The organism is Salisediminibacterium halotolerans (assembly GCF_003814815.1).
Lineage (GTDB): Bacteria > Bacillota > Bacilli > Bacillales > Salisediminibacteriaceae > Salisediminibacterium > Salisediminibacterium halotolerans.
In genome coordinates, this window is record NZ_RKQQ01000007.1 from 70,733 (window position 1) to 96,452 (window position 25,720).

The window sequence follows — 25,720 nt, forward strand, 5'->3', positions numbered from 1 at the left end:
TTAACGGCCCCCTTTTACACCATTGAAATCTGCAATGTTCTGTTGGTTGATAACAACCGGCTCATCGTATTGTTCTCCGTTTATCACCGTTTCGTCCGGTATGACGGTTTCTTCCATAATAATGGCCCGTTTGATTGTGCAATCGCTGCCGACAGAAACGGAAGGGTGGAGAATCGAATCTTCTACGACCGATCCTTTACCGATATCAACCCGTTCGAATAAGACGGAATGATTGACGCTTCCGCTGATCCAGGAACCGGACGTGACGAGCGAATTATTCACTTTACCGTCTTGGTCAACGTAGTGCGGCGGATAATGCGAATCGTGCGAGTACGTCCGCCACTCACGGTTATTCAATGAGAGCGAAAGGTCTTCTTCCAGCAAATCCATATTGGCTTCCCAATAACTTTTGACGGTTCCGACATCTTTCCAGTATCCGTCAAAACGGTATGCGAACATGCGGTGATCGTCGTTGAGCATCGCCGGAATGATATCTTTGCCGAAATCATGGCTCGAATCTTCCTTTTTCATGTCCTCGATTAAATAATTTCGCAGCGAAGCCCAAGTGAAGATGTAAATGCCCATCGATGCTAAATTATTTTTCGGGTTGGCCGGCTTTTCGTCAAATTCATAAATTTCAAGGTTTTCTCGCGTATTTAAGATTCCGAAACGGGAAGCTTCATCCCACGGGACTTCCATGACGGAAATCGTTGCTTCCGAACCGGTTTCTTTATGCTGCTCGAGCATTTTACGGTAATCCATTTGATAAATATGATCGCCGCTGATTACGAGAATATATTCCGGGTCATATTGATCGATGTAATGAATATTTTGCGAAATCGCATCGGCCGTGCCTTTATACCAGCTTCCCCCGTCTTGAGCCGTATACGGCGAAAGGGTCGCCAGTCCGTCGCGCTGCCGGTCCATATCCCACGGCTTGCCGATGCCGATGTGGCGATTTAATTCCAGCGGCGAATACTGCGTTAAAACGCCGACAGTATGAATTTTTGAATTGGAACAGTTGCTTAATGTAAAATCAATGATCCGGTATTTGCCGCCGAAGTGAACGGCAGGTTTGGCTAAATGTTTCGTCAGCAGCCCGAGCCGCTTTCCTTCTCCACCGGCGAGCAGCATTCCGACGATCTCTTTTTTCATTGCGATTCCCCCTCTGGTTGTAATAAATCTTTATGTGAAAATACAGCCACCGCCATGGGCGGAACCATAATTTTCATGTGTTGTTCTTGGCCGTGCCAGCTTTCATCGAACGTGTGGTGATCATACGGGTTAACTTGGCCTGATCCTCCGTACGTTTCCTGATCGGAGTTGAAAACTTCTTGATAAACACCTGGCTGCGGAACGCCGACTTTGTAATCGTAATGAACGACCGGGGTGAAATTACAAACGACAACAGCCTCATCTCCCGGCGTTTTGCCGCGGCGGATAAAGCATAATATACTTTGATCGTTGTTATCAGCGTCGATAAACTGAAAACCGGAGCTGTCGTGATCGTTCTCATACAGAGCAGTTGTATCTTTATAGAGATGGTTAATATCCCGGATGTAATGTTGCATGCTTTGGTGCAGCGGGTAGTCAAGCAAATGCCAGTCAAGGTCTTCTTTGTCTTTCCACTCGGCATACATGCCGAGTTCGCTGCCCATAAACAGCAATTTTTTCCCCGGATGCATCATTTGATAACCGATTAAGGCTCTCATGCCGGCGAATTTTTGCCACTGATCGCCCGGATTTTTATCCAAAATTGATTTCTTGCCGTGAACAACTTCATCGTGCGACAAGGGTAGGACAAAATTTTCCGAGAAGGTGTACATAAACGAAAAGGTGAGCAAATGGTGATTGTATTTTCGGTGAATCGGATCGAGTTCAAAATATTTCAACGTGTCGTTCATCCAGCCCATATTCCACTTGTAGTTGAACCCTAGGCCGCCGACGTACGTCGGTGAAGTGACGAGCGGGATATCGGTGCTGTCTTCTGCCATCATTAAAACGGTGTCGTCGTAGGAGAAGACAACTTCATTCATTTTTTTCAAAAAGGCGATCGATTCTAAATTTTCTTCGCCGCCGTAAGAGTTGATCATTTTCGGTCCGTCATCAGGCAGATCGAAGTTTAAATAAATCATGCTTGCTACAGCATCGACGCGGATTCCGTCCAAGTGAAATTCCTTCAGCCAAAATACAGCATTTGAAATTAAAAAACTTTGAATTTCCGGCCGGCCGAAATCGAAGGTGAGTGTCCCCCATGACGGCTTGTCGGCTTTACGGTGATCGGCATACTCAAACAGCGGTTCGCCGTCAAATTGCCGCAGGCCGTGATCATCCCGGCAGAAATGGCCCGGAACCCAATCGAGAATGACGCCGATGTTGTTTTGATGACATTGGTCAACGAAATACTTGAAATCTTCCGGCCGTCCGTAACGGCTCGTGACCGCATAATAACCTGTGATTTGATAGCCCCAGGAAAGATCGAACGGGTGTTCTGTAATCGGCATTAATTCGATATGTGTATAGCCGAGTTTTTTCACATACGGAATTAACGTTTCCGCTAATTCACGGTAGGAAAACAGCGCTTCATCTTCATCTTCAAAAGCGAATTCTCCGGGTTTTTTCTGCCATGTACCGAGGTGGACTTCATAAATGTTGACGGGTGATTCGTAAGATGACCGCTTTTCTTTTGCTTTAAACCATCCTTGGTCGTTCCATGTGTAACCGGGGTCATCCCAAACGACAGAACCGGTATTGGGGCGCACTTCAGCATAGCGGGCATAAGGATCCGCTTTTAACCGCGTCGTTCCGTTCGGGTGAGAAAGGTGATATTTATAAACGCTACCAGGTTTAATCGTTGTGAAAAAACCGGCCCATAAACCGTTGTCAGTTACCTTTGTCAGCGGCGCATCCCCGCTGTCCCAATTGTTAAAGTCGCCGACAACGGAAACGTAATTTGCATGGGGAGCCCAAACGGCAAAACGAAAGCCTTCTTTTTGGTCAAGCGTTACTTTGTGGACTCCGAGGAGGCGGTAGCTTTCATAATGCGTTCCTTGATGGAAGAGGTACGTTTCTTCTTCATGGAGGAGTTGTGTCATAAGCATCTTCCTTTCTTTTTAAAGAGGTGGTGATTGGAAAAACTCTTCCTTGTATTATATTTCTTGATTGTACAGCATATTCCCTTTAAATAAATGTGATAAAAGCGAGAATTTTTTGAAAGTAAATTTCGTTGAAAGTTCATGCCGAACAGAGTATGATCAAAGGTGCAAAGAAATTATTGAATGTACGGAATGAGGGTCGCACGATGAGACAAGTGACAGGCTGGATTGATGAACCGAACCGGGTTAAATTAATAGGGGCAGGTTTGCACAACCGGATTCATATCTACGATCCGGCAGTCATTCTTGGTGAGAAAGAACGCATCAATTTAACGGTTGTAAATATTGACGGCGACGAAGCTGATCTCGTCTCAGACAAATATATTTATCCCGGCGAAGAGCGGACCATTTATATCCGTGATTTGTCTGCGCCTGTTCATGCCGGAGCTGTTGTCCGATCGGAATGGTTTGAACGGATGTATGATGACAGCAGCAATACGTTCGGGGCGCTGTATGAAAAAACGAAAACCGTTTTCCGCGTATGGAGCCCGACGGCGACAAAGATGAGTGTCGAAGTGAACGGCCGCCAGTACCGAATGAAGCGGTCGTTTTTAGGAACGTGGGAAAGGACTGTCCGCGGTGATCTTCACGGAGCGCGCTACCTTTATATTGCGACAGTACAAGGAGTAAAAGCGCGGGTGATTGACCCTTACACGAAATCCTTGACAGCAAACAGCAAGCACGGCGTCGTGCTCGATTTGTCGAAAACAACGCCGAAGCAGTTCCTGTATGAAGCGAAAAATCGCCCTGAACATTTGCAAGACAGTATTATATATGAGCTGCACGTGCGGGATGCGACTGTGCACAAAGACAGCGGCGTTCGTTACAAAGGGAAATTCGCCGGGTTAACCGAACGCAATACGACGACCTCTGACGGGTATCCGACAGGATTGAATTACATTTCGAATTTAGGGGTTACGCATGTTCAGCTTTTGCCGGTCAATGATTTTGCGCGTGTCGATGACCGTAAACCTGAAACGGGCTATAACTGGGGGTACGATCCGCTCTTTTTTCAAGCGCCGGAAGGCAGTTATGCGACGGATCCTGTTGATCCGGAATGCCGAATTTGCGAATTGAAAAAACTCGTTCACGTTTTCCATGAAGAAGAGCTCGGCGTTATTCTGGACGTCGTTTACAATCACGTCTACATAATGGAAGAATCGCCGTTTGAAATGCTTGTTCCCGGTTACTATTTCCGCTATACGGATGACGGGAAAGTAAGCAACGGAACCGGGGTCGGAAATGATATCGCAACGGAGCGGCCGATGGTGAGAAAGTTCATCTTGGATACCATTGATTACTGGCTGAACGAATACAATGTGGACGGATTTCGCTTTGATTTAATGGGAATTATGGACATAGGCACGATGCAGGAAATTGTTAAGCGGACAAAAGAAGAATCGAAGCCGATCATGCTGCTTGGCGAAGGATGGGATATGCCGACGGCGCTTCCGACGGAGGAGAGAGCAGCGAGTCATCAGTCACACCGTCTGACCGGACTGCGCTTTTTTAACGATTTGTTTCGCGATTCGATAAAAGGAAGTTCTTTTCATCTTGAAGATCGCGGCTATATTAACGGCGGGGGGAGGTATGTCGAACGGCTCGAGCAGCTTGTTTCCGGTTCGTGGATACCGGAAGATCAGCCGATTCCCCCTCTCGTAGAAGATGTCCGTCAAAATGTCAACTACGTAGAGTGTCATGATAACCACACGTTGTGGGACCGGCTTAAAGTATCCAATCCTGATGCCGGAGAGCTGTCAAGACGGAAAATGCATCAGCTTGCTACGGCGATAACGATCTTAAGTCAAGGTGTGCCGTTCATTCATGCAGGTCAGGAGTTTTACCGCACGAAATACGGGGACGGCAACTCCTATATCTCAGGGGATGACATTAACCAGCTCGACTGGCAACGGGCTGAGTCTTTCGCCGAAGATGTCGCGTGGATTTGCAAATTGATTGAAATCCGAAATGCATGCGAGGGGTTTCGTAAACGGTCGAATACAGCTGTGGAGGAAAGACTTTACAGCTTTCAGACGCCCGAACCTGTTTACGGGTGGATGATGTTTGGCTACGACGAAGATATCGCTGTTTATTTAAACCCGGTAGACCGGTCGTTTCAAATACAAATCCCCTCGCTCGGCAACTGGTCATTAATGGCGTCGAACCAGCGGGAAGAATTATTCTCGACACAGTCGATGCTCGGGAACCAAACGGAGCTATTTCCTTACGAGTGTCTCATTGTAAAAAAAGCTTATAACAGTTGAACTGTAAAGGTATCTTATTTACAATGATAGAGGGCGTTCTGCGCCTTTTTTTGTCAATTGCTGCTGTTTTATACTACGCGGCAACATGCGATCATGAATGAACAATAAATGAGGGTGAATCATTTGGAACAATTCCTGGGTGGAGATTGGCAAATACGTCCTGCCGGCGGTGCGACCGGCGAAGCGTATATTGCTGAACAAGGTGAACAAAAAATATTTATAAAGCGCAACTCTTCACCGTTTCTCGCCGTTTTGTCGGCAGAAGGAATTGTTCCAAAACTGCTTTGGACGAAACGGCTTGAAAACGGTGATGTGATTACCGCTCAACAATGGGTGGACGGACGTGAATTGAAAGCATCCGATATGAACCGGCATGACGTTGCCCGGCTTCTTGCAAAAATTCACCGCTCGAGAGATTTGCTTGAAATGTTTAAACGTATGGGGAATACCCCGTTAAAACCGGAAGATATTTTATACGATATTCAAAAGCGTTGTGAAGCGCTTATTCAGAGCGATGAAGAAATGAACAGAGCGCTGCAATGGCTGGAAGAAAACCGCCCTGTCTACGATGTTCAAGAGTTTGTTGTCTGTCATGCGGATGTAAACCATAACAATTGGATCGAGTGCACGATCAACGGCAAAGATGATTTGTATTTGATTGATTGGGACGGATCGCAAGTTGCGGATCCGGCTTTAGATCTTGCGCCGCTTTTGTATTTATATATTCCGAGCGGCGATTGGCATTCGTGGATGCAGGCATACGGCCTTGAGCTGAATGATGCATTGCTTATGAAAATGCGCTGGTATATGATGGCGCTCATACTGGAAAATATTGTTTGGTACGAAAAGCGCCAGCGTTCGACGGAGCGCCAAGAATGGACGAAAAAACTGCGGGAGCTTCTGCAGTGAATAGCGACAGCAAAAAGGAGTGACCCTGTACGATGCGTTTACGTAATAAACCTTGGGCCCGAAGTTATATGGACGCGCGCCCGCATATTGTCGAACTTGATCCCCGCGGACAAAAAGGGCGATGGAAAGAGCTGTTCGGAAATGACAATCCTTTGCATATAGAAATAGGAACGGGGAAAGGGCGCTTTATTACCGAAATGGCCAAGGCGAACCCGGAGATTAATTATATCGGTATCGAACGGTTTGAATCGGTGATTGTGAAAGCCGTTCAAAAAGCCGGAGAAGAGCCGCCCCCGAATCTTAGGCTAATTGAAGCGGATGTTAAAAATATCGAGCATTTATTTGCGCAAAATGAAGTTGATCGTCTGTATTTAAATTTCTCAGACCCGTGGCCGAAAAAAAGGCATGCGAAAAGACGTTTAACGAACGAATGGTTTTTGAAGTGGTACGCCTTGATCCTTAAAGATCACGGGGAAATTCACTTTAAAACAGATAACCAAGGTCTGTTTGAGTATTCGATTGAGAGCATGACGGCATTCGGCTACCGATTGAAAAATATCAGCCTGGATTTGCATAACAGTGAGATGACAGATAACATAATGACCGAATACGAAGAGAAATTTTCCAACAAGGGTATGAGAATTTACCGTCTGGAAGCAACGCTGAATTGGTAAGACAAACTTTAGGAGGTGTTTTATGCTTGAACAGTTGACGTTATCCGATAATTGCCGCTTGACATGGCTGAACGGGGGAGTGACACACTTGGACGGAGGGGCGATGTTCGGTGTTGTTCCTAAACCGCTCTGGTCCAAAAAATACCCGCCGAATGAGCTGAATCAAATTGAGCTGCGGACCGACCCAATTTTGCTGGAAGTAGATGGAAAAAACTATTTGATCGAATCCGGGATCGGCAACGGGAAATTCAGCGATAAAGCAAAGAAAAATTTTGGGATTACAGAAGAATCACGGCTGACAGAAAGTCTCCGGACTGTGTCGTTAACCCCCGCGGATATCGACGGTGTATTAATGACACACATGCACTTTGATCATGCGAGCGGTTTGACAGATGGGAACGGACGTTCGATCTTTCCGAATGCAGTCATTTGGGTTCAGGAAACGGAATGGAACGAATTGCAACATCCGAATATCCGTTCTAAAAGTACTTATTTCGAGGAAAACTGGCGGGGAATCGCTGAGCAAACAGAGACGTATGCGCGTGAAAAAAAGATTGCAGACGGCATTCGTCTGATCCATACCGGCGGGCACAGTGCAGGACATGCGGTTATTCACATCGCAAGAGGAGGCCAGGAAGTTTGGCATCTCGCCGATTTGCTGCCGACTCATGCGCACAAAAATCCGCTCTGGGTGATGGCGTTTGACGACTATCCGATGGATTCGATTGCGCAAAAACAACGGTATCTTAACCCTGATTCATTTGAAACTGCCTGGTTCACTTTTTACCACGACGCCTGCTATCGCGCGTTAAAGTGGTCTGAAGACGGAAAAAGCATTCAACAAACGATTGAACGAAATCGGGATAACGAATGAAAAACCGGAACGGCATTGGCCGTTCCGGTTAGGTTTTAGACAAAGTCATGACATCGATAGATGTCATATTAATAGGAACGGATGACGACGCATCGTCCGGCTTCTTTCCGCGGGCGAGCGCCGAGCCGCTTCGGGCTTGGCCCTGCAGGGTCTCGTCTATCTCGCATTCCCGCAGGATTAAGCCGGGATGCTGGGTCATCCTCTTTTTTGAAGCGAGTTAATTTATAAAAAAAGAAGCCATGCATCCACTCCTCCGACGCCTCCGGGAAAGCAAGAGACGAAGATCCGGATTCGGCGGTCCATGGCCGCCGAATACTAGCTGAGTCCTTGCCCGGGACAAGCGGAGAGTAGTGGATTCATGGCTGACATAAAAATATAGTTTGTCTACAATCTAACCGGAACGGCATTGGCCGTTCCGGTTTTTGTTTATGCGGCATCTTCTTGTTTCTTGAATTCAAGCACCGTTCCCGTCGAGGAATCGACAAGAAATTCATACGCGGCAATTTTTCCGGATTCTTCAGCAATCGTAATGCCGCCTCGGTAAACATGATAGACAAGGTGATCTGTTTCGTACTCCTCTGTCATCATATGCACCCAAGATCCTTCGACTTCTCCGATTTGTGAAGCTTTCTTTTTAACCACTTTCAGCGCTTTCTCGGCCGAGAGCGGACTTTCGCTTTTCTCCAGTTGACTTTTTGCGAGTACAGTCAATGCGACGCCAGCTCCTAAACCTGCAACAAAACCTTTCCAGCTCATGTGATCTTCACCTCTTCTTTAAAACTCGATTGGTAATCGATTAATGCGCGAACGGTTTCAAAGACAGTATATCGGAAATAGGCGAAGAAGCCAAACAGAAAATTTCGCATCAGCGAATGCGCAGAAAAACTGGAAGATCAAACGCAGTTCCGTTAAAATGAGAACAAGAATGCAGTGAAAAGGAGTGGGTGATGAATGAACGAAGATACATACCGAATGTTTCAAACATTAACGCAGCTCCCGGGTGCACCGGGACATGAACACGAAGTGCGCAAATACGTGAAAGCTGAATTAGAAAAATACAGTGATGAAGTGATCCAGGACCGTTTAGGCGGAGTATTTGGTGTGAAACGAGGGGCTGAAGACGAGCCTAAAGTTATGGTCGCAGGTCATATGGATGAAGTCGGTTTTATGGTCACATCGATCAATGATCAAGGATTGTTGAAGTTCCAGCCGTTGGGAGGCTGGTGGAGTCAAGTGCTCCTCGCCCAGCGACTGCATATCATTACAGACGAAGGCCCTGTCACGGGGGTAATCGGTTCAACACCGCCGCATTTATTGGATGAAGAAAAACGGAAGAAGCCGATGGAGATCAAAAACATGTATATTGACATCGGAGCAGACGATAAGGAAGATGCTGAAAGAATCGGGATAAAGCCCGGGCAGCCGGTAGTACCGGTCTGCCCGATGGAGACGCTCGCGAACGAAAAAAAGATTTTGGCAAAAGCGTGGGATAACCGGTACGGTGTCGGTTTATCGATTGAACTGTTAAAAGAATTGCACGGTGAAAAGACGCCGAACACGCTCTTTTCCGGAGCGACCGTTCAAGAAGAAGTCGGTCTTCGCGGTTCGCAAGCATCAGCAAATATGATCCAGCCGGATATTTTTTACGCGCTGGACGCAAGTCCGGCCAACGATGCAACCGGAGGGAAAGATGCATTCGGACACCTCGGCAAAGGGGCGCTGCTTCGTATTTTCGACCGGACGATGATTACGCACCGGGGGATGCGCGAGTTTATTTTAGATACAGCTGAGTCACACGATATCCCGTATCAATTTTTTATTTCGCAAGGAGGAACGGATGCCGGGCGGGTGCATACTTCCGGCGACGGCGTACCTTCAGCAGTGATCGGTATTTGCTCGCGCTATATTCATACGTCGGCGTCGATGATTCATGTCGACGATTATGCTGCTGCGAAAGAATTGATCACAACACTTGCCCGAAAAACAGATAAAACATCGCTTGAAACGATCCGAGCACAAGTATAAACGTCATTCATGCAATTATAAAAGGTGCTGCATAGCGGACATACCGCTCGGCAGCACCTTTGTTTTGCTGGATGCTTAGGCAAAAATGTACGCGAGAGACTGCAAGGCTTGTTCCGGTGTTTCGACCGTTACTTGAGCTTTCTCTGATAATTCCTTCAGCGGGTGGTGAAGCTGCGGCGGACGGATTAAAATCAGCGGTTTGCCTAGTGCGACGGCGGTTGCAGCGTCCATTGCACTGTTCCACTGTTTGTAATTTTCGCCAAAAAGAGCAATGACAACATCCGACTTTTCGAGAAGAACTCTTGTGCGCAGATTGTTCAGCTGCGAAGCGGCCTCATCTTTATAGACGGGACTCGGCTGTTCTCCGAGAATCTCTTCGCCGATGTTATCAGAGCGATCGTGGTTTTCCATCGGGCCGGTGAATTGAACCGGGAGTCCTTGTTTTGAAGCGAGCTCTTTCAGCTCTTGTCGCCAATCATCGTGAATCTGTCCGGCTAAGTATACAGTTAATTCCATCTTATCCCTCCTTTAATGGCCATTCACAAGAACATTTCCCGTTTCATTTTGCTTCAAACGTAGCTTAAGGATAACAGCCCGCAAAAAAAGAAAAATTATGATAAAATAACCCCGGTATTTATCAAGACGAATTCGGCTTTGGAGGATATTATGAAAGCATTTTTACAGAGAAAGGGTATTGAACCGTCGTTTCATCAATACGTTGTAAAAGCCCTCAGTTTTATGGCGCTCGGACTGTTTTCCTCGTTAATTATCGGTTTGATTATGGAAACGGTCGGCGAACAGTTGGTCAGTCCGTTTTACGAACCTGCAGGCGAGGCGTTAATAAGTATGGGGCAGCTGGCAATGGATCTTTCCGGTCCGGCGATCGGGATTGCCGTCGCCTATGGTTTAGGCGCGCCGAGACTCGTGTTATTTTCCGCTCTTGTCAGCGGTGCTGCCGGTGGTGAACTGGCCGGTCCGGCAGGAAGTTTCCTTGCGGCGCTACTGTCGACAGAGATCGGTAAACTTGTTTCGCAGGAAACAAAGCTGGATATTATTGTGACCCCGTTTGTAACGATTGCTTCCGGCTGGACGGCGGCGATGCTGGTCGGCCCGCCGATCGGTGAAGGGATCAGGCAATTCGGCATATTTATTATGTGGGCGACAGAACAGCAGCCGTTCATTATGGGCGTATTGGTAGCCGTGCTGATGGGCTTGGCGTTGACTGCTCCGATTTCCAGTGCAGCGATTGCATTTATGCTTGAACTGGAAGGCGTGGCTGCCGGTGCGGCGACGGTCGGCTGTGCCGCCCAAATGATGGGGTTTGCTGCGAGCAGTTACCGTGAAAACGGGGTGAGCGGTGTCATTGCATTAGGTCTCGGCACATCGATGCTGCAAATTGCTAATATAGCTAAAAACCCGCGAATCCTCTTGCCGCCGACACTGGCAGCAGCTGTGATCGGTCCGCTGACAACCGTTGTATTTGTAATGGAGAACAACCCTGCCGGCGCCGGGATGGGGACAAGCGGCTTAGTCGGACCAATTATGACAATCCGAACGATGGGGACAGAGCAATTTGTCTGGTTTGGTATTATCAGCTTGCAAATCGTTGGACCGGCGCTTGTCAGTCTGATATTCTCAGAATGGTTCAGAAGAATCGGCTGGATTCGGCCGGGCGATATGGCGATCGAAAAATCTTAAAGTTCTGTATCGATCACGCTGTTTTATCCTGAACCGGGATCATGCTAAAATGAGGCTGTCAGGAGGAAAAAACATGAAACCGCTCGAATTAAAACGCGAAATCGAAAAACATTTAGATGAAAAGTGGACGACGTCATACGATCGCGATACGGATAAATTACGGATTGTCGACCCGCAAACAGACAAAGGTGTCACCGTCAATTTAGCCGGTTTAACGGGAAAAATGGCGGAAAATAAAGAAAAAACACTCGAGGAAATTTTGCATACAATTACAGAGGGTATGCAGCTGTTATCGAGAGAAATCGAACTGGAAGGAAATGAACAGCGGATCTATCCGGTGTTGCGCAGCGCTTCTTTTCCAGTTGAAACTGATGACGGCAGAAAGCTGCTTTACAGAGACCATACGGCGGAAACGCGGATTTTATATGTTGTCGATAATCCTTCATCTTATGCGATGATTGATGAGGATACGGCCGCGAAAGCAGGCAAATCAATCACGGAAATCGAAGAAACAGCGCTGTTTAACCTTCGCTCGCTGCCGGCTCCGTTGACAGAAGATACGGTAGCAGGCAATACATTCTACTTTTTGCGGACTGATGACGGGTATGACGCCAGCCGTATTTTAAACGACAGCTTATTGCAAACGATGTCGGAGAAGATTTACGGGGAAATGGCTGTTGCTGTTCCGCATCAAGATGTCGTTATTTTTGCTGATTTGCAAAATAAAACCGGCTACGATGTGCTCGGGCAGATGGCTTTTCAATTTTTCTCCGAAGGACGGGTGCCGATTACAGCCCTTCCGTTTCTTTATGATCAAGGCGAGCTTGAGCCGATATTCGTTTTGGCGCAAAAAAAACCGCAAGATCCGAAAAAGGACGGATGAAACTTTAACCAACTGGCAGTATGATATAATAAGCTGAAGAATCGCCCGAGGGTGATTCTTTTTCTTTCGATCTGACTATAGTGAATAGAGGAGAATCAAAGTGAACTTTTCAGAAATTCCCGTTTGGTTAAAAAAAGTGTTCAGGTCATTCGCTGCCGAGGAAGAGCAAAAGAATGACCGCGATCATCATTCTCATACGCTTAATCGATACGAAGATGATAACTCGGAAATAGAAGTTAAAACAATCAGTTATTACCCTAAGCAAGGCGCTTTTCGCTTTCCGGTGCAAGTGGATGAAGCAAAGACGATTCATGAACATATTGAAGAAACGCGAACACATACAGCGAAAAAGACGAGCGGGCAAGCGTCCGGTTATACTGATAAATCGACTGAGAATGCAGAACCTGCGAAAAAAAACGGCCCCTTTGTTCCGACCGCACAAATACCGTCGCCGATTTACGGTTACAGTACATCCAGACCGGCTCGGCAACAGGAAGAAACAGACACGGATGAAACGGAAAAAGAAGCGGACTGCTCACCGCTGTTAGCGGAACGCGCTCAAAAGGCGGATCCGGCCGGCTTTAACTCCAAAGAGCAGCCTGAACAGCTTGCCGACGAAGAGGCAGCGGAGGAGACGCTGTCAGCTGAAACGGAATCTTTTTATGCCAACCGCACATCCGAAGAAGAACCGGCGGCTTTTGAGCAGGAGGAAGAAGCGGAAGACCCCGCTGTTCAAAGCCCGTTAACGCCTGTTCTGCGCGAAGGTGTACAAACCGTGTCCGCTCCGGAGCCGGCGGCAAAAGATACGGTTTCTGTGAAGCCGTTTAATGTCATAATGACGCCTAAAGATAAACAAACCGTCAACAAGAAAAAACGCACAACAGGCAAGAGCGGTTACTCATTGCCCCCGCTACATTTGCTGGATGTCCCGGCGCGTGCAAGCGAAGCTGACGGGCAATGGATTGCAGATCAGACGCAACGGTTGAACGAAGCGTTCGCACAATTTAAAATTGCCGCCCGTGTCGTTGATTCGACACGCGGCCCGGCGGTTACCCAGTTTGAAGTGCAGCCGGATGCCGGTGTAAAAGTTAACAAAATTGTTAATTTAGCTGATGATTTAAAGCTCCATTTAGCCGCGAAAGATATCCGGATTGAGGCGCCGATTCCGGGCAAGAGTACAATCGGGATTGAAATACCGAACGCTTCGACAGACCCGGTATCTGTACGAAAAATTATGCATTCGCGCGCATTTACACAAGCTGCGGATCCGCTTACAGCAGCGATGGGGATGGACCTTACCGGCGATCCCGTCGTGTTAAACCTTCAAGCGATGCCCCACGGCCTTGTGGCAGGGGCAACCGGTTCCGGCAAAAGCGTCTGCATCAACAGTATATTGATCAGCTTGCTCTACCGTTCAAGCCCGGAAGAAGTGAGACTGTTATTAATTGACCCGAAAATGGTCGAACTGGCCCCGTACAGGGAAATTCCGCATTTGGCTGCGCCGGTAATCACTGATCCGAAAGAAGCGACTGCCGCGTTAAAGTGGGCAGTCGCTGAAATGGAAAATCGTTATGAGAAATTTATGCAAGTCGGCGTGCGGGACCGGGAAAAATACAATGCAGAAATGGATAAACGGGGAGAAGAGGCAGAAAAAATGCCGTATTTGCTCATCGTGATCGATGAACTTGCTGATTTGATGATGACAGCTGCCAACGAAGTCGAAGACGCGATTTGCCGGATTGCTCAAAAGGCCAGAGCATGCGGGATTCATTTGCTTGTAGCAACGCAGCGGCCGTCCGTCGATGTGATCACAGGGCTGATTAAATCAAACATTCCGACAAGGATTGCCTTTGCGGTATCGGCGCAAACGGATTCGCGGACGATTTTAGACTCCTCCGGCGCTGAGAAGCTTCTCGGAAAAGGCGATATGCTGATGATGGTTAACGGAGCTCGGCGAACAAGGCGTGTTCAAGGGGCATTTGTATCCGATGAAGAGATCGAAAAGGTGACGTCTTTTGCCGCAAAACAGCCCCGGCCAGATTTTTTATTTGAAAAACCGGCGATAAAAGAAGACAATAAGGGGGAAGATGATGATCCGCTGTACGATGACGTCCGTGAATTTGTTCGGACATCAAAGGCGGCGTCAGCATCTTTATTGCAGCGCCACTTCCGGATCGGCTACAATCGAGCTGCTCGATTAGTAGATGATTTGGAGGCAAAGGGAATCGTCTCTCCGGCCCGAGGGAGCAAACCCCGTGAAGTTTATTTGACAAGTGAAGAAAATTCGGAACAAAATGAGTATTAGGCTACACACATGGTCTTATTTTCGATACAATAACCATGTTGCTGCTCCATCCCGAACGACGAATTTCGTTTTAAAAGACAACAAGAGTTCGAACAACAACATTTCAGGAGGGATTGTTATGCAGCAAGAACCTTTAGAAAATATTGTTCAAACTGTCTCGCCGGCTTGGCTCCATTTGCTCAAATCGGACGAGCGTCATCAAGATGTTGTACTTCGAAATGGGATGAACTGTTTAAACGAAAGCGATGTTGCCGAAATTGTTGAGGCTGTTATTCAGCAACGCGCAAAAAATACGCTCTATCAATAACAGGAAGAGTCCGAAATGCAAGGAGATTAATGATGAAAGAAATCCATTTAAAACTTCAGGGCAAAATTAAACGGTTGACAAACAATACGTTTAAATTTGATGAACGGGTCGGAGAAGGCTGGTTCTCTGCTGTATATTTTCTTAAAACAAAAGAAATCGCCAAAAAATTAAAAAAAGATAACCGGATCACGATGCAGTTTTTCCAAAAAGAAAATGCGGTTTTGTGCGGTACGGATGAGGTTTTAGCGCTTTTGGAAACTTTTGCTGATAATCCGGAAGACCTTGAAGTATATTCACTTGAAGACGGAGATAAAATCGAACCGTTTGAACCCGTTTTAAAAATCACCGGTCCTTATCAGCATTTCGGGTTTTTAGAAGGGGTAATTGACGGAATATTGGCCCGTCGAACGTCGGTGGCAACGAATGTGTATGAAGTCGTGACAGCGGCAAAAAAATCAGGAAAAGAGAAACCGATTATCTTTATGGGTGATCGGGATGATCACTTTATGATGCAAGCGGGCGACGGCTATGCGGCTTACATCGGCGGCTCCAAAGCTCAAGCAACCCACGCAATGAACGAATGGTGGGGCAAACGGGGAATGGGGACGATGCCTCATGCTCTGATTCAATTGTTTGAAGGGGATGTTGTTGCAGCCTGCCGGGCTTATCAAGAAACATATCCCGATGATGACTTGCTGGCTTTAGTAGATTATAATAATGATGTCATAACTGACTCATTAAAGGTTGCCCGCGAATTCGGCGATAAATTGAATGGCGTTCGGGTTGACACGTCAAATCATATGATTGACCAATATTTTTGCCGCCACCCTGAAGTGATGGGGACATTCGATCCGCGCGGAGTGAATCCGGAGCTGCTCTTTGCTCTCAGGCAGGCACTTGATGAAGAAGGATTTAACCATGTGAAAATTGTCTGTTCAGGCGGGTTTGATGCTTCACGCATTCAAAAATATGAAGAAATTGGCGCACCGGTCGATATGTACGGTGTCGGCAGCAGTTTGCTGAAAGTACATATTGGTTTCACCGGCGATAACGTGAAGCTTAACGGTGAACACGAAGCCAAAATGGGCAGAGAAGAACGGGTTAACCCCCGGCTGGAAAAAATAAATTTTGCGAAAAATCATTATTAAGCGCCGGCTCAGCATCCGCCGGAATATTTTTGGTTGCGTATACTTTTGACGAGGAGATGGAGATAAGAATCATGAGAAGCAGAAAAACTGAGTTTATGGTTGATTTCCCGCGTTTGAAAAAGCAAAAACAACTTGAGGCGACGCAAAAATTATCCGTGCTGTATGAAGGTGTGTTTGATTACATCGAACGTGAAGCGAATTTGCGCGAAAAAGTCCGTGCAAAAGCCATTTATAAACACAAGATCGGCCTTGGTAAAACGAGTATGATAACGGTCGAAGAAGATGAACATTTTCAACACTGGTTCGCCTTTGATCATATCACTGCTGCCGGCTCAAGAATGTTTGATTTGTATATTCGCGACAACCAAGAGAAGCTCGATAAAAAGACGCTGGAGATTGCCGGAATGGTTATGCTAATGCATTTGGAGCCTTTTTATGTGCAATTTTCCAATTCGGACAACTTTATTATCGCTCCGCTTTTTGAACCGTTTGTCTATCAAGAAGTATCGCCTTTAAAGCCGATGACGATGCCCGTTGAAAAAGAGTTCATTTTGGCGCGGACAGTGAAGCTTGGTTTTGAACGGAAAATGATCGGTCCCCCGATTACGATTAAGGAAGAGTGTGAGGAAGATGTGGCATTACGTCTGTTAACAGCGAGCGAACAAGGTCAATTGGCCTATAGGAAATATTTAAAAGAGTTTGGCGTTGACTTTCGAAAGTACTGCAATAAATGATCTGAATATGGTTCTTGCTCGTCATTTTTTGCGTGAAACTTGCATCTGCTCTCAGCGGTGCGTATGATTTCCTGTGAATACGATGACCAAGAATGTGGAGGTTTTATCTAATTATGACGCTGTATCATTTTATCGGAATCAAAGGTTCCGGCATGAGTGCGTTAGCACAAATACTCAGTGATATGAATTACCCGGTCCAAGGTTCAGACGTGGATAAACAATTTTTTACACAAAAACCTCTAGAGCGAAAGAATATTCCGATTCTTCCCTTTGACAGCACAAATATTCAAGAGAACCAGACAATTATTGCATCGCCGGCTTACGATGAAACGAATCCTGAGTTTGCTGAAGCGAAAGCGAGAAATATCGCTGTTCATTCTTATCCGCAATTTTTGGGAGATTTTATTAAACAATTTACAAGCATTGCTGTTACAGGCTCGCACGGAAAAACAACAACAACAGGTTTATTAGCCCATGTTCTTGAGGAAGCCAAGCCGACTTCTTATTTAATCGGGGACGGCACCGGCAAAGGCGCAGAAAACAGCGAGTATTTTGTTTTTGAGGCATGTGAATACCGGCGCCACTTCCTGCAATATAGTCCCGATTATGCAATTATGACAAATATTGATTTTGATCATCCGGATTATTTTAAAGATCTCGAGGATGTTTCAAAGGCTTTTTCGGAAATGGCGGAGAAAGTCAACAAAGCAATTATCGCTTGCGGCGAGGATGAGCAGCTGCAAAAAATGAAGGCGACAGTACCAGTTCTCTACTACGGATTAGAGGGCGATCATGACTTTTTAGCCAGCAACGTGACAACCGATCAAGACGGGACGCACTTTGATGTGTATATTCGCGATTCGTATTACGGCACGTTTACGATTCCGGGTTACGGAAACCACCACGTATTAAATGCTCTTGCTGTCATTACGATCTGTCATTATGAAGAGTTAGATATGTCGGTTGTTAAAAAGCAGCTGAAAACCTTTCCCGGCGTTAAACGGCGTTTTACGGAAAAACAGCTTAACGGTCAAGTGTTGATCGATGATTATGCGCATCATCCGACAGAGATAGCAGCGACGATTGATTCGGCGAAGAAGAAATATCCGGATAAAAGTGTAACCGCGGTTTTTCAGCCGCATACTTTTTCGCGTACCGAAGCGTTTCTGAATGATTTTGCCGACAGTTTGCAGCAAGCGGATTATGTTTATCTTTGCGATATTTTTTCATCTGCGCGTGAAACAGACAGCGCTCTGACAATCGATGAGCTGCAGGAACGGATTCCGGCATCGCAGCGGATATCTGAAGAAGAGACGTCGGTTTTGCATGAACATGAAGACGGGGTGATCCTCTTTATGGGAGCAGGCGATGTACAGAAGTTTCAGAAAGCGTACGAAGGAACGATGAAGACTGTATAAAGCTATTCGGTATTAAAGAGACCTTCTCAACATGAGAAGGTCTCTTGTAATTTAGCGGCGCTGTCAGCTCGGTTTTATTTTAAGTTTTCCGGATTCAATACTGCAAGGTCGTCCGTGACGAAGCGTCCGTCTTCGCGGATTAATTCATCGTCGAAATAAATACGTCCTCCGCCGTATTCGGGACGCTGAATCGAGACGATGTCCCAGTGAATCGCTGATTTGTTGCCGTTATCAGCATTTTCATAAGCTTGACCGGGCGTGAAATGAAAACTGCCGTCAATTTTCTCATCGAATAAAATATCTTGCATTGGGTGCTGGATATACGGATTTACGCCGATGGCAAACTCTCCGATATAGCGTGCTCCTTCATCAGTATCGAGAATTTCATTGAGCCGGTCCGTATTATTCGCTGAAGCAGCAATGATTTTCCCTTGCTCGAATGTAAACCTGATCGCATCAAAGGTAGTTCCCTGATAAGGAGACGCGGTGTTATAAGTGATCGTTCCTTCAATGCTTTCGCGTACTGGGGCGGTGTAGACTTCGCCGTCAGGAATATTCAGTTTTCCGGCACATTTAATTGCCGGAATATCTTTGATTGAAAAAGAAATATCCGTGCCTTCGCCTGTAATGCGAACCTTATCGGTTGTTTCCATCCGCCGGACAAGCGCGTCCATTGCAGCGTCCATTTTGCTGTAATCCAGTGTACAGACATTGAAGTAAAAATCTTCGAACGCTTCTGTACTCATGTTTGCGAGCTGCGCCATCGACGGGTTTGGATAACGCAGAACGACCCATTTTGTGTTGGGGACACGTATTTCCCGGTGAACTTTCGTGCCGACAGTTTGCTGATGCAGACTCATTTTTTCGGACGGAACATCGGCGAGTTCGTTGATGTTATCTCCCGAACGCAAGCCGATATAAGCGTCCATATTTGTCATGACTTCTGCTTCAAATGCGGCTTGCTGCTCCTGCTGTTGCTGTGTGGCATTCATCAGCAGTGTCCGGTTTATTTCCGGTTCTTTTAGGGAAATGAAGGGATGTGCGCCGCACTTATATGCTTCTTCAACTAATGCTTTCACCAGTTCGGTTTTAACACCGAAGTTTTCGATTAATATGTTTTCATTATGTTGTAAATCGACGGAATAACGGATCAAGTTTTTCGCAAGCTGGTTTAATCGCTCATCGCGCATAGATTTGTCCTCCTTTTTTATATGTGAAATATCGTGTTCATTTTACAACGTTTTGCAAGGAGAGACCAGTGTATGGAATATTTATGCGGATTTTTTACGAGGAGGGCTGTTTAACACCGGATCGGATGGTATACTGTACAGTAAGTCAAAGTAAATTACTCACTCGGAGGTGCCGGTTATGGAATGGTTAATGTATGTAAGTTTGGCAATTATTGCTGTTGCGTTTGCAGTACTTGTCTTTTATATTATTCAAACGCTGCAAGCGATGAAACAAACAATGGATAATTTGTCAGAGACGGTGGACGGAATGCAGAGTCAGGTGGACGATATATCAAAAGAATCGACGCAGCTGTTACATAAGACAAATAAATTGGCTGACGATCTTCAGCACAAATCAGATTCATTAAATTCCGTTTTTGATGCTGCAAAAGATTTAGGCGATTCTTTTCAGAGCATGAACCGCTCTGTGCAGAAAGTGTCGGAGTCGATTTCCGTTCAAGCGGAAGAGCGTTCCGAACAAGTCGGCCAGGCTGTCAAATGGGGCAATCTTGCCATGGAGTTTTGGAGCAAATATAAAAAGAAGAAAGCAGAAACGGCGGCTGCAGAACAAACGAAAGGGGAGTAATGATGAGTGATCAAAAGATGGATCCTAAAGATGTCATTATCGGAACGTTTATCGGCGGCGTGATCGGTGCGGGTGCTGCCTTGTTATTTGCACCGGTTCCGGGCAGGGAGCTCCGCCATAATATTAATGAGACGGCTAAGGAGAGCACGACGTCAATCGCGCGCAATGTCCAAGGGCAATCGACACAAGTGATTGATAAAGTGAAGGAGATTTCCAAACGTCTGCGCAGTGACATGGATGAGTTGACCGAATCGGCCGACTCATTAATGGATGATGCCGAGGGCCTTGGCGAAGAAATTGCTTCTTCTGTCCGCAAAGAAGTGGAAGATTTACAGCGTTCAGTCGAGCAGCTCGTCCGCGAAGTAGAAGAGCGCGAAAAAGCGAAACAGGGGGAATCAGACTCGTGAAAATGTATAAATTGATTCGACAAGACGATCTTGATGCGATGATCAATCAACATTCACGTTTTTTGTTGTATAAAAACAGCACGACTTGTCCTGTATCGACGGAAGCATTTGAAGAAGTGAGAAGTTACAGCGAAGAAGATGAAGCACTTCCGGTTGCATATTTGCATGTTCAAGAAGCAAGAGAAGCTTCCAATTACGCAGCGAACTATTTTGATGTGCAGCACAAATCGCCGCAAATACTGCTGGTTGAAAACGGCTCTTGTTCTTGGAATGCTTCGCATTGGCATATCACGGCCGATGCGATTCGCAGCGTCACTGAAAAATAAGAAAAGCTCTTGCGTTTTTTCAAATACGCAAGAGCTTTTTTTATTGCCAAATGAGTTCAAGCTGATCACCTTTATTGATCGGGGTGGAGAAGGCTGTATGTTGACCGTTTAAGCTGATAAGCGGTTTCAGCTGAGGATCATCCGGTCTGAAGATATTTACAGCGGCAAACACGTCCTGGAAAATAAACGGTTCATGTTCATTTTCTTCGATTTCAATCCTGTTGCCGTGAAAAACCGGTTTGTCCATTGCGACGCGCTCCCCGTTAAGATAACAGGTGAAGCGATCCTTCGTTAACGTAACCGGTTCGTCGTTAAATGTAACGGTGATTGTTTCTTTTACTTCTCGGTAATCAAGTGAAAGGATGTCATAAACAGTCGGTCTGTCTTTCCCGGCTTCGTTTTTTAACGTCAGGCGATCGCCATTTTGAACTCGCTGATTCAGCATAACCGGAGCAGCGTGGTCGTTGATAAAAATATCTGCACCGGGAGTATCGATTATTTTCGATTTGCCATTCAGCGTCACTTTGACGGGCTCTTTTTCTGACGGTACAGAGTGTCCGGCTAATGCCAGCACATCTTGAACGGTTGCGGGCGTCTGAATTGTAAGGCTGTCTCTGTCTTGCAAGCATCGAGTCGGCGCCGCCGGATGGTTGTTCACGTTCACAGCCGGAAAGACTGTCACGGGCTGATCGTTAATATAAATCAGTTTATGCGCCAACTCGCCTTCAAGCAAATCGGAAACAGCCGCTTCGGCATCTTTTCCCGACTGACCGGGCTGTATTTTAATTTCGTCTCCTTCGTTTAATAGACTGTCGATGGCGGCTGGCTTGCCGTTTATGACTACATCCGGCGGTGTGCCGAGCGTCCCGGGAACAGACGTCGGCCGCCCGTTCACTGTGACGGTTATGCCCGCTCCGGGTTTCCCATACAGCTCGGCTAAGTCAAATCCGCCGGTTAACAGCGCGTCTCCCGCGGTCAGTTCTTTAACATTAAACATTCTTACCGGCGAGTCATTGACAGTGACGCTGAGGTACTCTACCGGCGTTTCTTTGGCGGCGATAGCGATGCCGATCGGCGTGACGAACTCGGGGCTTTTATCCTGCTCTTTGGCAAACGTCAAGTTTTTAATTGCATCGACACCGCGAACAGCAATCCGTTCTGCGGGAATTTGCAGTTTTTCTGCCAGTTTTTCCGCCAGTTTCGGAGTCATGCTTCCGCCGCCTACAAGCATGACGGCCCGCGGAGCTTTTTTATTCAGTGTCAAAATTTCCTCGCGGATAAGTTCTGTCAAATGATCAACTGCCGGAGACAGCGCTTCAATCACATCGCTGCCGGTTAAAGTATGTTCGATGCCAAGAATATCAACAGCATTGACGCGTGTTTCTTCGCTCAGACGACGTTTTACACTCTCGGATTCCGGAAAATCGAGTAAAAATTGATCGCTGACAGCTTCTGTTATTTCATCGCCTGCATTAGGGACCATGCCGTACGCGCTGACAGTTCCGCTGTCGGTAATGGCAATGTCTGATGTACCGGCGCCGATGTCAACGAGCGCAATATTCAATCGGCGCATCGAGGCGGGAATAAGCACGTTAATAGCTGCGATCGGTTCGAGCGTCAGCGCCTTAAGACGAAGGCCGGCCCGGTTTAAAGCCGCCAATAACGATTCGACAACAACTTTCGGCAAAAACGTGGCAATCACCTCGACGCCGGCACTCGTTCCTTGCTGCTCCAAGAGGCTTCCGATATGCTCGCCGTCAAGCTCATAAGTTAAGATCGAATAGCCGACACAGTAATCAGGATGATCTTTCAATGAACGGTATTGATTCGCGAGCTGAAATTGAGCTTTTTGTACAGCAGATAATTCCAAATGAAGCAATGAAGAGCGGTCAAGAAAATGATTTCCTTCCAAAGATACCGTTTCCTTGGCGCGCACGGTTTTTAACGAGCGCCCTGCTGCAGCAACGGATACGTCATAGAGCGGTCCGTAAATACTCTCAAGCTTTGTTTTAACCCGGACGATGGCAGCAGAGACTTCGGGAATGTTATGTATTTGTCCATCGAGCATCGAGCGTTCGGGGTGTTCTTCGGTGACAATATCCAAGACATGATAGCCGTCGTTTGTTTCCGCAAGGATCAATCCGACGACAGAACGGGTGCCGATGTCCAGCGCAAAAAGATAAGATGATGAAGGTTCATGCATCGAAAAACCTGCCTTTCAAATTTTCAATTCTTTGCTGTATTATACATGAATTCGTTTAGAATGCCGATACAGCAAGATCAATTTACAATAAAACCGCTTCATTACATAAAAGCGTCGAATTGTTAAAGAAAATGACGTGACAGCACATTGTTTATCAGTTATAATAGGCCGTAATTCGTTAAAGAGCGAAAACGCAATGCATAAGAGAGGGGTATTTTCAAATGGGAAATGAACAATTAGAAGAGTTGAGAGGCCAATTAGATGAAGTGAACGAACAATTGGTTGAATTGATCAGCAAACGGGCAGAAATTGCTCAAGAAATCGGCCGGGTGAAACGTTCGCAAGGGTTGAACCGTTTTGATCCTGTCCGTGAGCGCAGCATGTTAAACATGATTGAGGAGAAAAATGAGGGACCGTTTGAAACCTCTACAATGCAGCATATTTTTAAAGAGATATTCAAGGCGAGTCTTGAACTGCAAGAAGACGATAATCGTAAAGCGCTGCTAGTATCCCGGAAAAAGCAGCCGGCTGATACGGTTGTTCAAGTCGGCAATGAACAGATCGGCAACAGTAAACAACATCTCATTGCTGGACCGTGCTCAGTAGAAAGCCAAGAGCAAGTGGATGAAGTTGCTGCTATGATGAAAAAACAAGGTTTGACAATGATGCGCGGAGGAGCTTTCAAACCGCGGTCGTCACCTTATGATTTCCAAGGACTCGGTCTTGAAGGGCTGAAAATTCTTAAAAATGCCGCAGACAAATACGGCTTGTCTGTTATCAGTGAAATTGTTACACCGCAAGATATTGAAACGGCAGTCGATTACCTTGATGTTATTCAAATCGGCGCGCGGAACATGCAAAACTTTGAGCTTTTGAAAGCGGCAGGAAGAGTCGATAAGCCGGTCTTGCTTAAACGCGGTTTATCCGCCACAATTTCGGAATTCATTAATGCAGCTGAGTACATTTACTCACAAGGAAACAAAAATATTATTCTTTGCGAGCGCGGTATTCGCACGTATGAAACAGCAACACGGAACACCCTGGATATTTCAGCTGTGCCGATTTTGAAACAAGAAACACACTTGCCGGTGCTTGTTGATGTAACGCACTCAACCGGACGACGCGATCTGCTTCTCCCGACAGCGAAAGCTGCATTTGCAGTCGGCGCAGACGGTGTGATGACAGAAGTTCACCCTGACCCGGCAGTAGCCCTCAGCGATTCAGCGCAGCAAATGGATATTCCGCAATTCGAAAGCTTTTTGGAAAGCTTGGAAGCATCCGGTTTGTACAGCCGTCAAACGGCGACAGTAAAATAAGATTGAACGAGTGCCTTGCTGTTGCAGTCTTCATAAATGCAGCGGCAAGGCACTTTACTGCGTTTTTATGAAAAAATATGATTGATTTTCAAAATAAATGTTAACTTTTGATTTTTGCAACCGATATAAAGATGAGAATTTGCGTCCCTCCGCGAATTATCGTATTATATCAGTACATTGTGAAAATAAATCTGAAAACCATAATATGTAAATTTTAGGAGGATAATAAGATGAACATTACAATTTATGACGTAGCGCGGGAAGCGGGCGTATCGATGGCAACTGTCTCCCGTGTCGTTAACGGAAATCCGAACGTAAAACCGACAACAAGAAAGCGTGTACATGAAGCGATCGAACGGCTTGGCTACCGGCCTAATGCGGTTGCGAGAGGTTTAGCGAGCAAACGGACGACGACGGTCGGAGTGATTATTCCTGATATTTCAAGCATCTTCTTCTCCGAACTGGCGCGCGGAATCGAAGACATTGCAACGATGTATAAATACAACATCATTTTATGCAACTCAGATCAAAACAAGGAAAAAGAAATTCACTTGATCAATACGCTTTTAGAGAAACAAGTAGACGGCATTGTATTTATGGGCGGGGAGATTACTAAAGAGCATGAAGAGACGTTCAAAAGCTCGCCGGTACCGATCGTTCTCTCTGCGACCATTGATGCCAATAAGGAATTCCCATCCGTAAACATTGATTACGAGCAGGCATCGTATGATGCAGTGACAGCTATGATTAATGCCGGGCATGAAAAAATCGCCATGCTTTCCGGCACATTGGCAGATCCGATTAACGGCTATCAAAAGTTTGCGGGCTATAAACGAGCGTTGCTCGATGCCGGTAAAGAAGTGAACGACGACTATGTTACTTTAGGCGATTATACACATGACGCTGGAGTAAATGCGATGAAGGAATTAATTGCATTGGAAGACCGCCCGACAGCGGTTTTTGCTTCAACAGATGAAATGGCGCTCGGACTTATTCACGGCGCACAAGATGAAGGTTACCGTGTGCCTGAGGACTTTGATATTATCGGATTTGACAACACACGTCTTGCGACAATGGTCCGTCCGACATTAACATCGGTCGTTCAGCCAATGTATGATATTGGCGCGGTTTCTATGCGTTTGTTAACGAAGTTTATGGACGATGAAACAGTCGATGAACAGGTGGTGCTGCTGCCGCACAGAGTTGAGTACCGTCAGTCGACTTCATTTCAAGGTGAATAAAGCGAACAGAGTGAGCTG

24 protein-coding genes are annotated in these 25,720 nt (G+C 46.4%); 18 read left to right on the forward strand and 6 right to left on the reverse strand.

All coding sequences use genetic code 11. The annotated features are described in order from the left end of the window. Together EDD67_RS12490 and glgB are read right to left on the reverse strand one after the other, a co-directional pair. A complete protein-coding gene (locus EDD67_RS12490) occupies positions 1-1,155 on the reverse strand; it encodes a glucose-1-phosphate adenylyltransferase (protein WP_121440537.1) in 1,155 nt (384 codons plus the stop codon). Beyond that, complete coding sequence (gene glgB, locus EDD67_RS12495; RefSeq protein WP_121440536.1) at positions 1,152-3,095, reverse strand: 1,4-alpha-glucan branching protein GlgB; 1,944 nt, start codon at positions 3,093-3,095, stop codon at positions 1,152-1,154. The genes EDD67_RS12490 and glgB overlap by 4 nt, the downstream gene beginning before the upstream one ends. Before the next feature lie 206 nt (positions 3,096-3,301). On the opposite strand from glgB, the gene pulA reads away from it, so the two are divergent. From pulA to EDD67_RS14020, 5 genes are all read left to right on the forward strand, one after another. After that, on the forward strand, positions 3,302-5,419 hold the full coding sequence (pulA, locus tag EDD67_RS12500; protein WP_158638260.1) for a type I pullulanase: 2,118 nt from the start codon (positions 3,302-3,304) through the stop codon (positions 5,417-5,419). A 114-nt stretch (positions 5,420-5,533) separates the two neighbouring features. Then, positions 5,534-6,328, forward strand: coding sequence for a phosphotransferase family protein (locus EDD67_RS12505; RefSeq protein WP_307723703.1), 795 nt, complete (start codon positions 5,534-5,536; stop codon positions 6,326-6,328). 32 nt (positions 6,329-6,360) lie between these two features. Then, positions 6,361-7,002: a tRNA (guanosine(46)-N7)-methyltransferase TrmB gene (gene trmB, locus EDD67_RS12510; RefSeq protein ID WP_093073321.1), complete on the forward strand. Its 642-nt coding sequence runs from the start codon at positions 6,361-6,363 to the stop codon at positions 7,000-7,002. 22 nt (positions 7,003-7,024) lie between these two features. Further along, entirely contained in the window at positions 7,025-7,876 is an 852-nt protein-coding gene (locus EDD67_RS12515) for a YtnP family quorum-quenching lactonase (protein ID WP_121440533.1), read from the forward strand. A gap of 47 nt (positions 7,877-7,923) precedes the next feature. Next, the gene (locus EDD67_RS14020; protein ID WP_154718772.1) at positions 7,924-8,097 is read left to right on the forward strand and encodes a hypothetical protein; all 174 of its coding nucleotides are present in this window, start codon (positions 7,924-7,926) and stop codon (positions 8,095-8,097) included. Between the two features lie 205 nt (positions 8,098-8,302). On the opposite strand, the gene EDD67_RS12520 is transcribed toward EDD67_RS14020, so the two are convergent. Further along, positions 8,303-8,632, reverse strand: a complete 330-nt coding sequence (locus EDD67_RS12520; protein ID WP_093073560.1) for a PepSY domain-containing protein — start codon at positions 8,630-8,632, stop codon at positions 8,303-8,305. 195 nt (positions 8,633-8,827) lie between these two features. Between EDD67_RS12520 and EDD67_RS12525 the strand changes: the two genes are divergently transcribed. Beyond that, positions 8,828-9,901 (forward strand): M42 family metallopeptidase, encoded by a 1,074-nt coding sequence (locus EDD67_RS12525; protein ID WP_093073558.1) that lies wholly within the window; start codon positions 8,828-8,830, stop codon positions 9,899-9,901. Positions 9,902-9,976: 75 nt separating this feature from the next. On the opposite strand, the gene EDD67_RS12530 is transcribed toward EDD67_RS12525, so the two are convergent. Beyond that, the gene (locus EDD67_RS12530; protein ID WP_121440532.1) at positions 9,977-10,417 is read right to left on the reverse strand and encodes a YtoQ family protein; all 441 of its coding nucleotides are present in this window, start codon (positions 10,415-10,417) and stop codon (positions 9,977-9,979) included. 150 nt (positions 10,418-10,567) lie between these two features. Between EDD67_RS12530 and EDD67_RS12535 the strand changes: the two genes are divergently transcribed. The 7 genes from EDD67_RS12535 (at position 10,568) to murC (ending at position 18,394) form a co-directional block, all read left to right on the forward strand. Continuing rightward, positions 10,568-11,599 carry a PTS sugar transporter subunit IIC gene (locus tag EDD67_RS12535; protein WP_121440531.1) on the forward strand — a complete coding sequence of 344 codons (1,032 nt, stop codon included), beginning with the start codon at positions 10,568-10,570 and terminating at the stop codon, positions 11,597-11,599. Positions 11,600-11,672: 73 nt separating this feature from the next. Beyond that, on the forward strand, positions 11,673-12,482 hold the full coding sequence (locus EDD67_RS12540) for a DUF1444 family protein (RefSeq protein WP_121440530.1): 810 nt from the start codon (positions 11,673-11,675) through the stop codon (positions 12,480-12,482). Between the two features lie 100 nt (positions 12,483-12,582). Next, a complete protein-coding gene (locus EDD67_RS12545) occupies positions 12,583-14,787 on the forward strand; it encodes a DNA translocase FtsK (protein ID WP_242006053.1) in 2,205 nt (734 codons plus the stop codon). Positions 14,788-14,905: 118 nt separating this feature from the next. Then, on the forward strand, positions 14,906-15,094 hold the full coding sequence (locus tag EDD67_RS12550) for a hypothetical protein (RefSeq protein ID WP_121440529.1): 189 nt from the start codon (positions 14,906-14,908) through the stop codon (positions 15,092-15,094). 32 nt (positions 15,095-15,126) lie between these two features. Beyond that, positions 15,127-16,242 carry a nicotinate phosphoribosyltransferase gene (locus EDD67_RS12555; RefSeq protein WP_121440528.1) on the forward strand — a complete coding sequence of 372 codons (1,116 nt, stop codon included), beginning with the start codon at positions 15,127-15,129 and terminating at the stop codon, positions 16,240-16,242. Between the two features lie 71 nt (positions 16,243-16,313). Beyond that, a complete protein-coding gene (locus tag EDD67_RS12560; protein ID WP_121440527.1) occupies positions 16,314-16,976 on the forward strand; it encodes a hypothetical protein in 663 nt (220 codons plus the stop codon). Positions 16,977-17,089: 113 nt separating this feature from the next. Further along, a complete protein-coding gene (murC, locus tag EDD67_RS12565; protein WP_121440526.1) occupies positions 17,090-18,394 on the forward strand; it encodes a UDP-N-acetylmuramate--L-alanine ligase in 1,305 nt (434 codons plus the stop codon). 74 nt (positions 18,395-18,468) lie between these two features. On the opposite strand, the gene EDD67_RS12570 is transcribed toward murC, so the two are convergent. Continuing rightward, positions 18,469-19,584, reverse strand: a complete 1,116-nt coding sequence (locus tag EDD67_RS12570; protein WP_121440525.1) for an aminopeptidase — start codon at positions 19,582-19,584, stop codon at positions 18,469-18,471. A 178-nt stretch (positions 19,585-19,762) separates the two neighbouring features. Here EDD67_RS12570 and EDD67_RS12575 point away from each other — a divergent pair, with 178 nt between their 5' ends. Genes EDD67_RS12575 through ytxJ form a run of 3 tightly spaced genes read left to right on the forward strand, consistent with a single transcriptional unit; the run spans position 19,763 to position 20,942 of the window. After that, positions 19,763-20,209, forward strand: a complete 447-nt coding sequence (locus EDD67_RS12575) for a DUF948 domain-containing protein (RefSeq protein WP_093073539.1) — start codon at positions 19,763-19,765, stop codon at positions 20,207-20,209. 2 nt (positions 20,210-20,211) lie between these two features. Next, entirely contained in the window at positions 20,212-20,616 is a 405-nt protein-coding gene (locus EDD67_RS12580; protein WP_093073537.1) for a YtxH domain-containing protein, read from the forward strand. 2 nt (positions 20,617-20,618) lie between these two features. Next, on the forward strand, positions 20,619-20,942 hold the full coding sequence (gene ytxJ, locus EDD67_RS12585; protein WP_242006055.1) for a bacillithiol system redox-active protein YtxJ: 324 nt from the start codon (positions 20,619-20,621) through the stop codon (positions 20,940-20,942). Between the two features lie 40 nt (positions 20,943-20,982). Here ytxJ and EDD67_RS12590 read toward each other — a convergent pair whose 3' ends face one another. Further along, on the reverse strand, positions 20,983-23,145 hold the full coding sequence (locus EDD67_RS12590) for a cell division protein FtsA (RefSeq protein ID WP_121440523.1): 2,163 nt from the start codon (positions 23,143-23,145) through the stop codon (positions 20,983-20,985). Positions 23,146-23,366: 221 nt separating this feature from the next. On the opposite strand from EDD67_RS12590, the gene EDD67_RS12595 reads away from it, so the two are divergent. Together EDD67_RS12595 and ccpA are read left to right on the forward strand one after the other, a co-directional pair. After that, positions 23,367-24,461 carry a bifunctional 3-deoxy-7-phosphoheptulonate synthase/chorismate mutase gene (locus EDD67_RS12595; RefSeq protein ID WP_093073531.1) on the forward strand — a complete coding sequence of 365 codons (1,095 nt, stop codon included), beginning with the start codon at positions 23,367-23,369 and terminating at the stop codon, positions 24,459-24,461. Between the two features lie 230 nt (positions 24,462-24,691). Next, entirely contained in the window at positions 24,692-25,702 is a 1,011-nt protein-coding gene (gene ccpA / locus EDD67_RS12600) for a catabolite control protein A (RefSeq protein ID WP_121440522.1), read from the forward strand. The last annotated feature ends 18 nt before the right edge of the window (positions 25,703-25,720 follow it).

Coding starts and splice junctions, on each gene's coding strand:
- EDD67_RS12520 (WP_093073560.1), bottom strand. CDS start 8,632: ATGAGCTGGAAAGGTTTTGTTGCAGGTTTAGGAGCTGGCGTCGCATTG.
- EDD67_RS12540 (WP_121440530.1), top strand. CDS start 11,673: ATGAAACCGCTCGAATTAAAACGCGAAATCGAAAAACATTTAGATGAA.
- EDD67_RS12515 (WP_121440533.1), top strand. CDS start 7,025: ATGCTTGAACAGTTGACGTTATCCGATAATTGCCGCTTGACATGGCTG.
- EDD67_RS12525 (WP_093073558.1), top strand. CDS start 8,828: ATGAACGAAGATACATACCGAATGTTTCAAACATTAACGCAGCTCCCG.
- EDD67_RS12595 (WP_093073531.1), top strand. CDS start 23,367: ATGGGAAATGAACAATTAGAAGAGTTGAGAGGCCAATTAGATGAAGTG.
- EDD67_RS12490 (WP_121440537.1), bottom strand. CDS start 1,155: ATGAAAAAAGAGATCGTCGGAATGCTGCTCGCCGGTGGAGAAGGAAAG.
- EDD67_RS14020 (WP_154718772.1), top strand. CDS start 7,924: ATGACATCGATAGATGTCATATTAATAGGAACGGATGACGACGCATCG.
- EDD67_RS12575 (WP_093073539.1), top strand. CDS start 19,763: ATGGAATGGTTAATGTATGTAAGTTTGGCAATTATTGCTGTTGCGTTT.
- glgB (WP_121440536.1), bottom strand. CDS start 3,095: ATGACACAACTCCTCCATGAAGAAGAAACGTACCTCTTCCATCAAGGA.
- ccpA (WP_121440522.1), top strand. CDS start 24,692: ATGAACATTACAATTTATGACGTAGCGCGGGAAGCGGGCGTATCGATG.
- EDD67_RS12535 (WP_121440531.1), top strand. CDS start 10,568: ATGAAAGCATTTTTACAGAGAAAGGGTATTGAACCGTCGTTTCATCAA.
- pulA (WP_158638260.1), top strand. CDS start 3,302: ATGAGACAAGTGACAGGCTGGATTGATGAACCGAACCGGGTTAAATTA.
- EDD67_RS12530 (WP_121440532.1), bottom strand. CDS start 10,417: ATGGAATTAACTGTATACTTAGCCGGACAGATTCACGATGATTGGCGA.
- murC (WP_121440526.1), top strand. CDS start 17,090: ATGACGCTGTATCATTTTATCGGAATCAAAGGTTCCGGCATGAGTGCG.
- EDD67_RS12570 (WP_121440525.1), bottom strand. CDS start 19,584: ATGCGCGATGAGCGATTAAACCAGCTTGCGAAAAACTTGATCCGTTAT.
- EDD67_RS12590 (WP_121440523.1), bottom strand. CDS start 23,145: ATGCATGAACCTTCATCATCTTATCTTTTTGCGCTGGACATCGGCACC.
- EDD67_RS12550 (WP_121440529.1), top strand. CDS start 14,906: ATGCAGCAAGAACCTTTAGAAAATATTGTTCAAACTGTCTCGCCGGCT.
- EDD67_RS12560 (WP_121440527.1), top strand. CDS start 16,314: ATGAGAAGCAGAAAAACTGAGTTTATGGTTGATTTCCCGCGTTTGAAA.
- ytxJ (WP_242006055.1), top strand. CDS start 20,619: ATGTATAAATTGATTCGACAAGACGATCTTGATGCGATGATCAATCAA.
- EDD67_RS12555 (WP_121440528.1), top strand. CDS start 15,127: ATGAAAGAAATCCATTTAAAACTTCAGGGCAAAATTAAACGGTTGACA.
- trmB (WP_093073321.1), top strand. CDS start 6,361: ATGCGTTTACGTAATAAACCTTGGGCCCGAAGTTATATGGACGCGCGC.
- EDD67_RS12580 (WP_093073537.1), top strand. CDS start 20,212: ATGAGTGATCAAAAGATGGATCCTAAAGATGTCATTATCGGAACGTTT.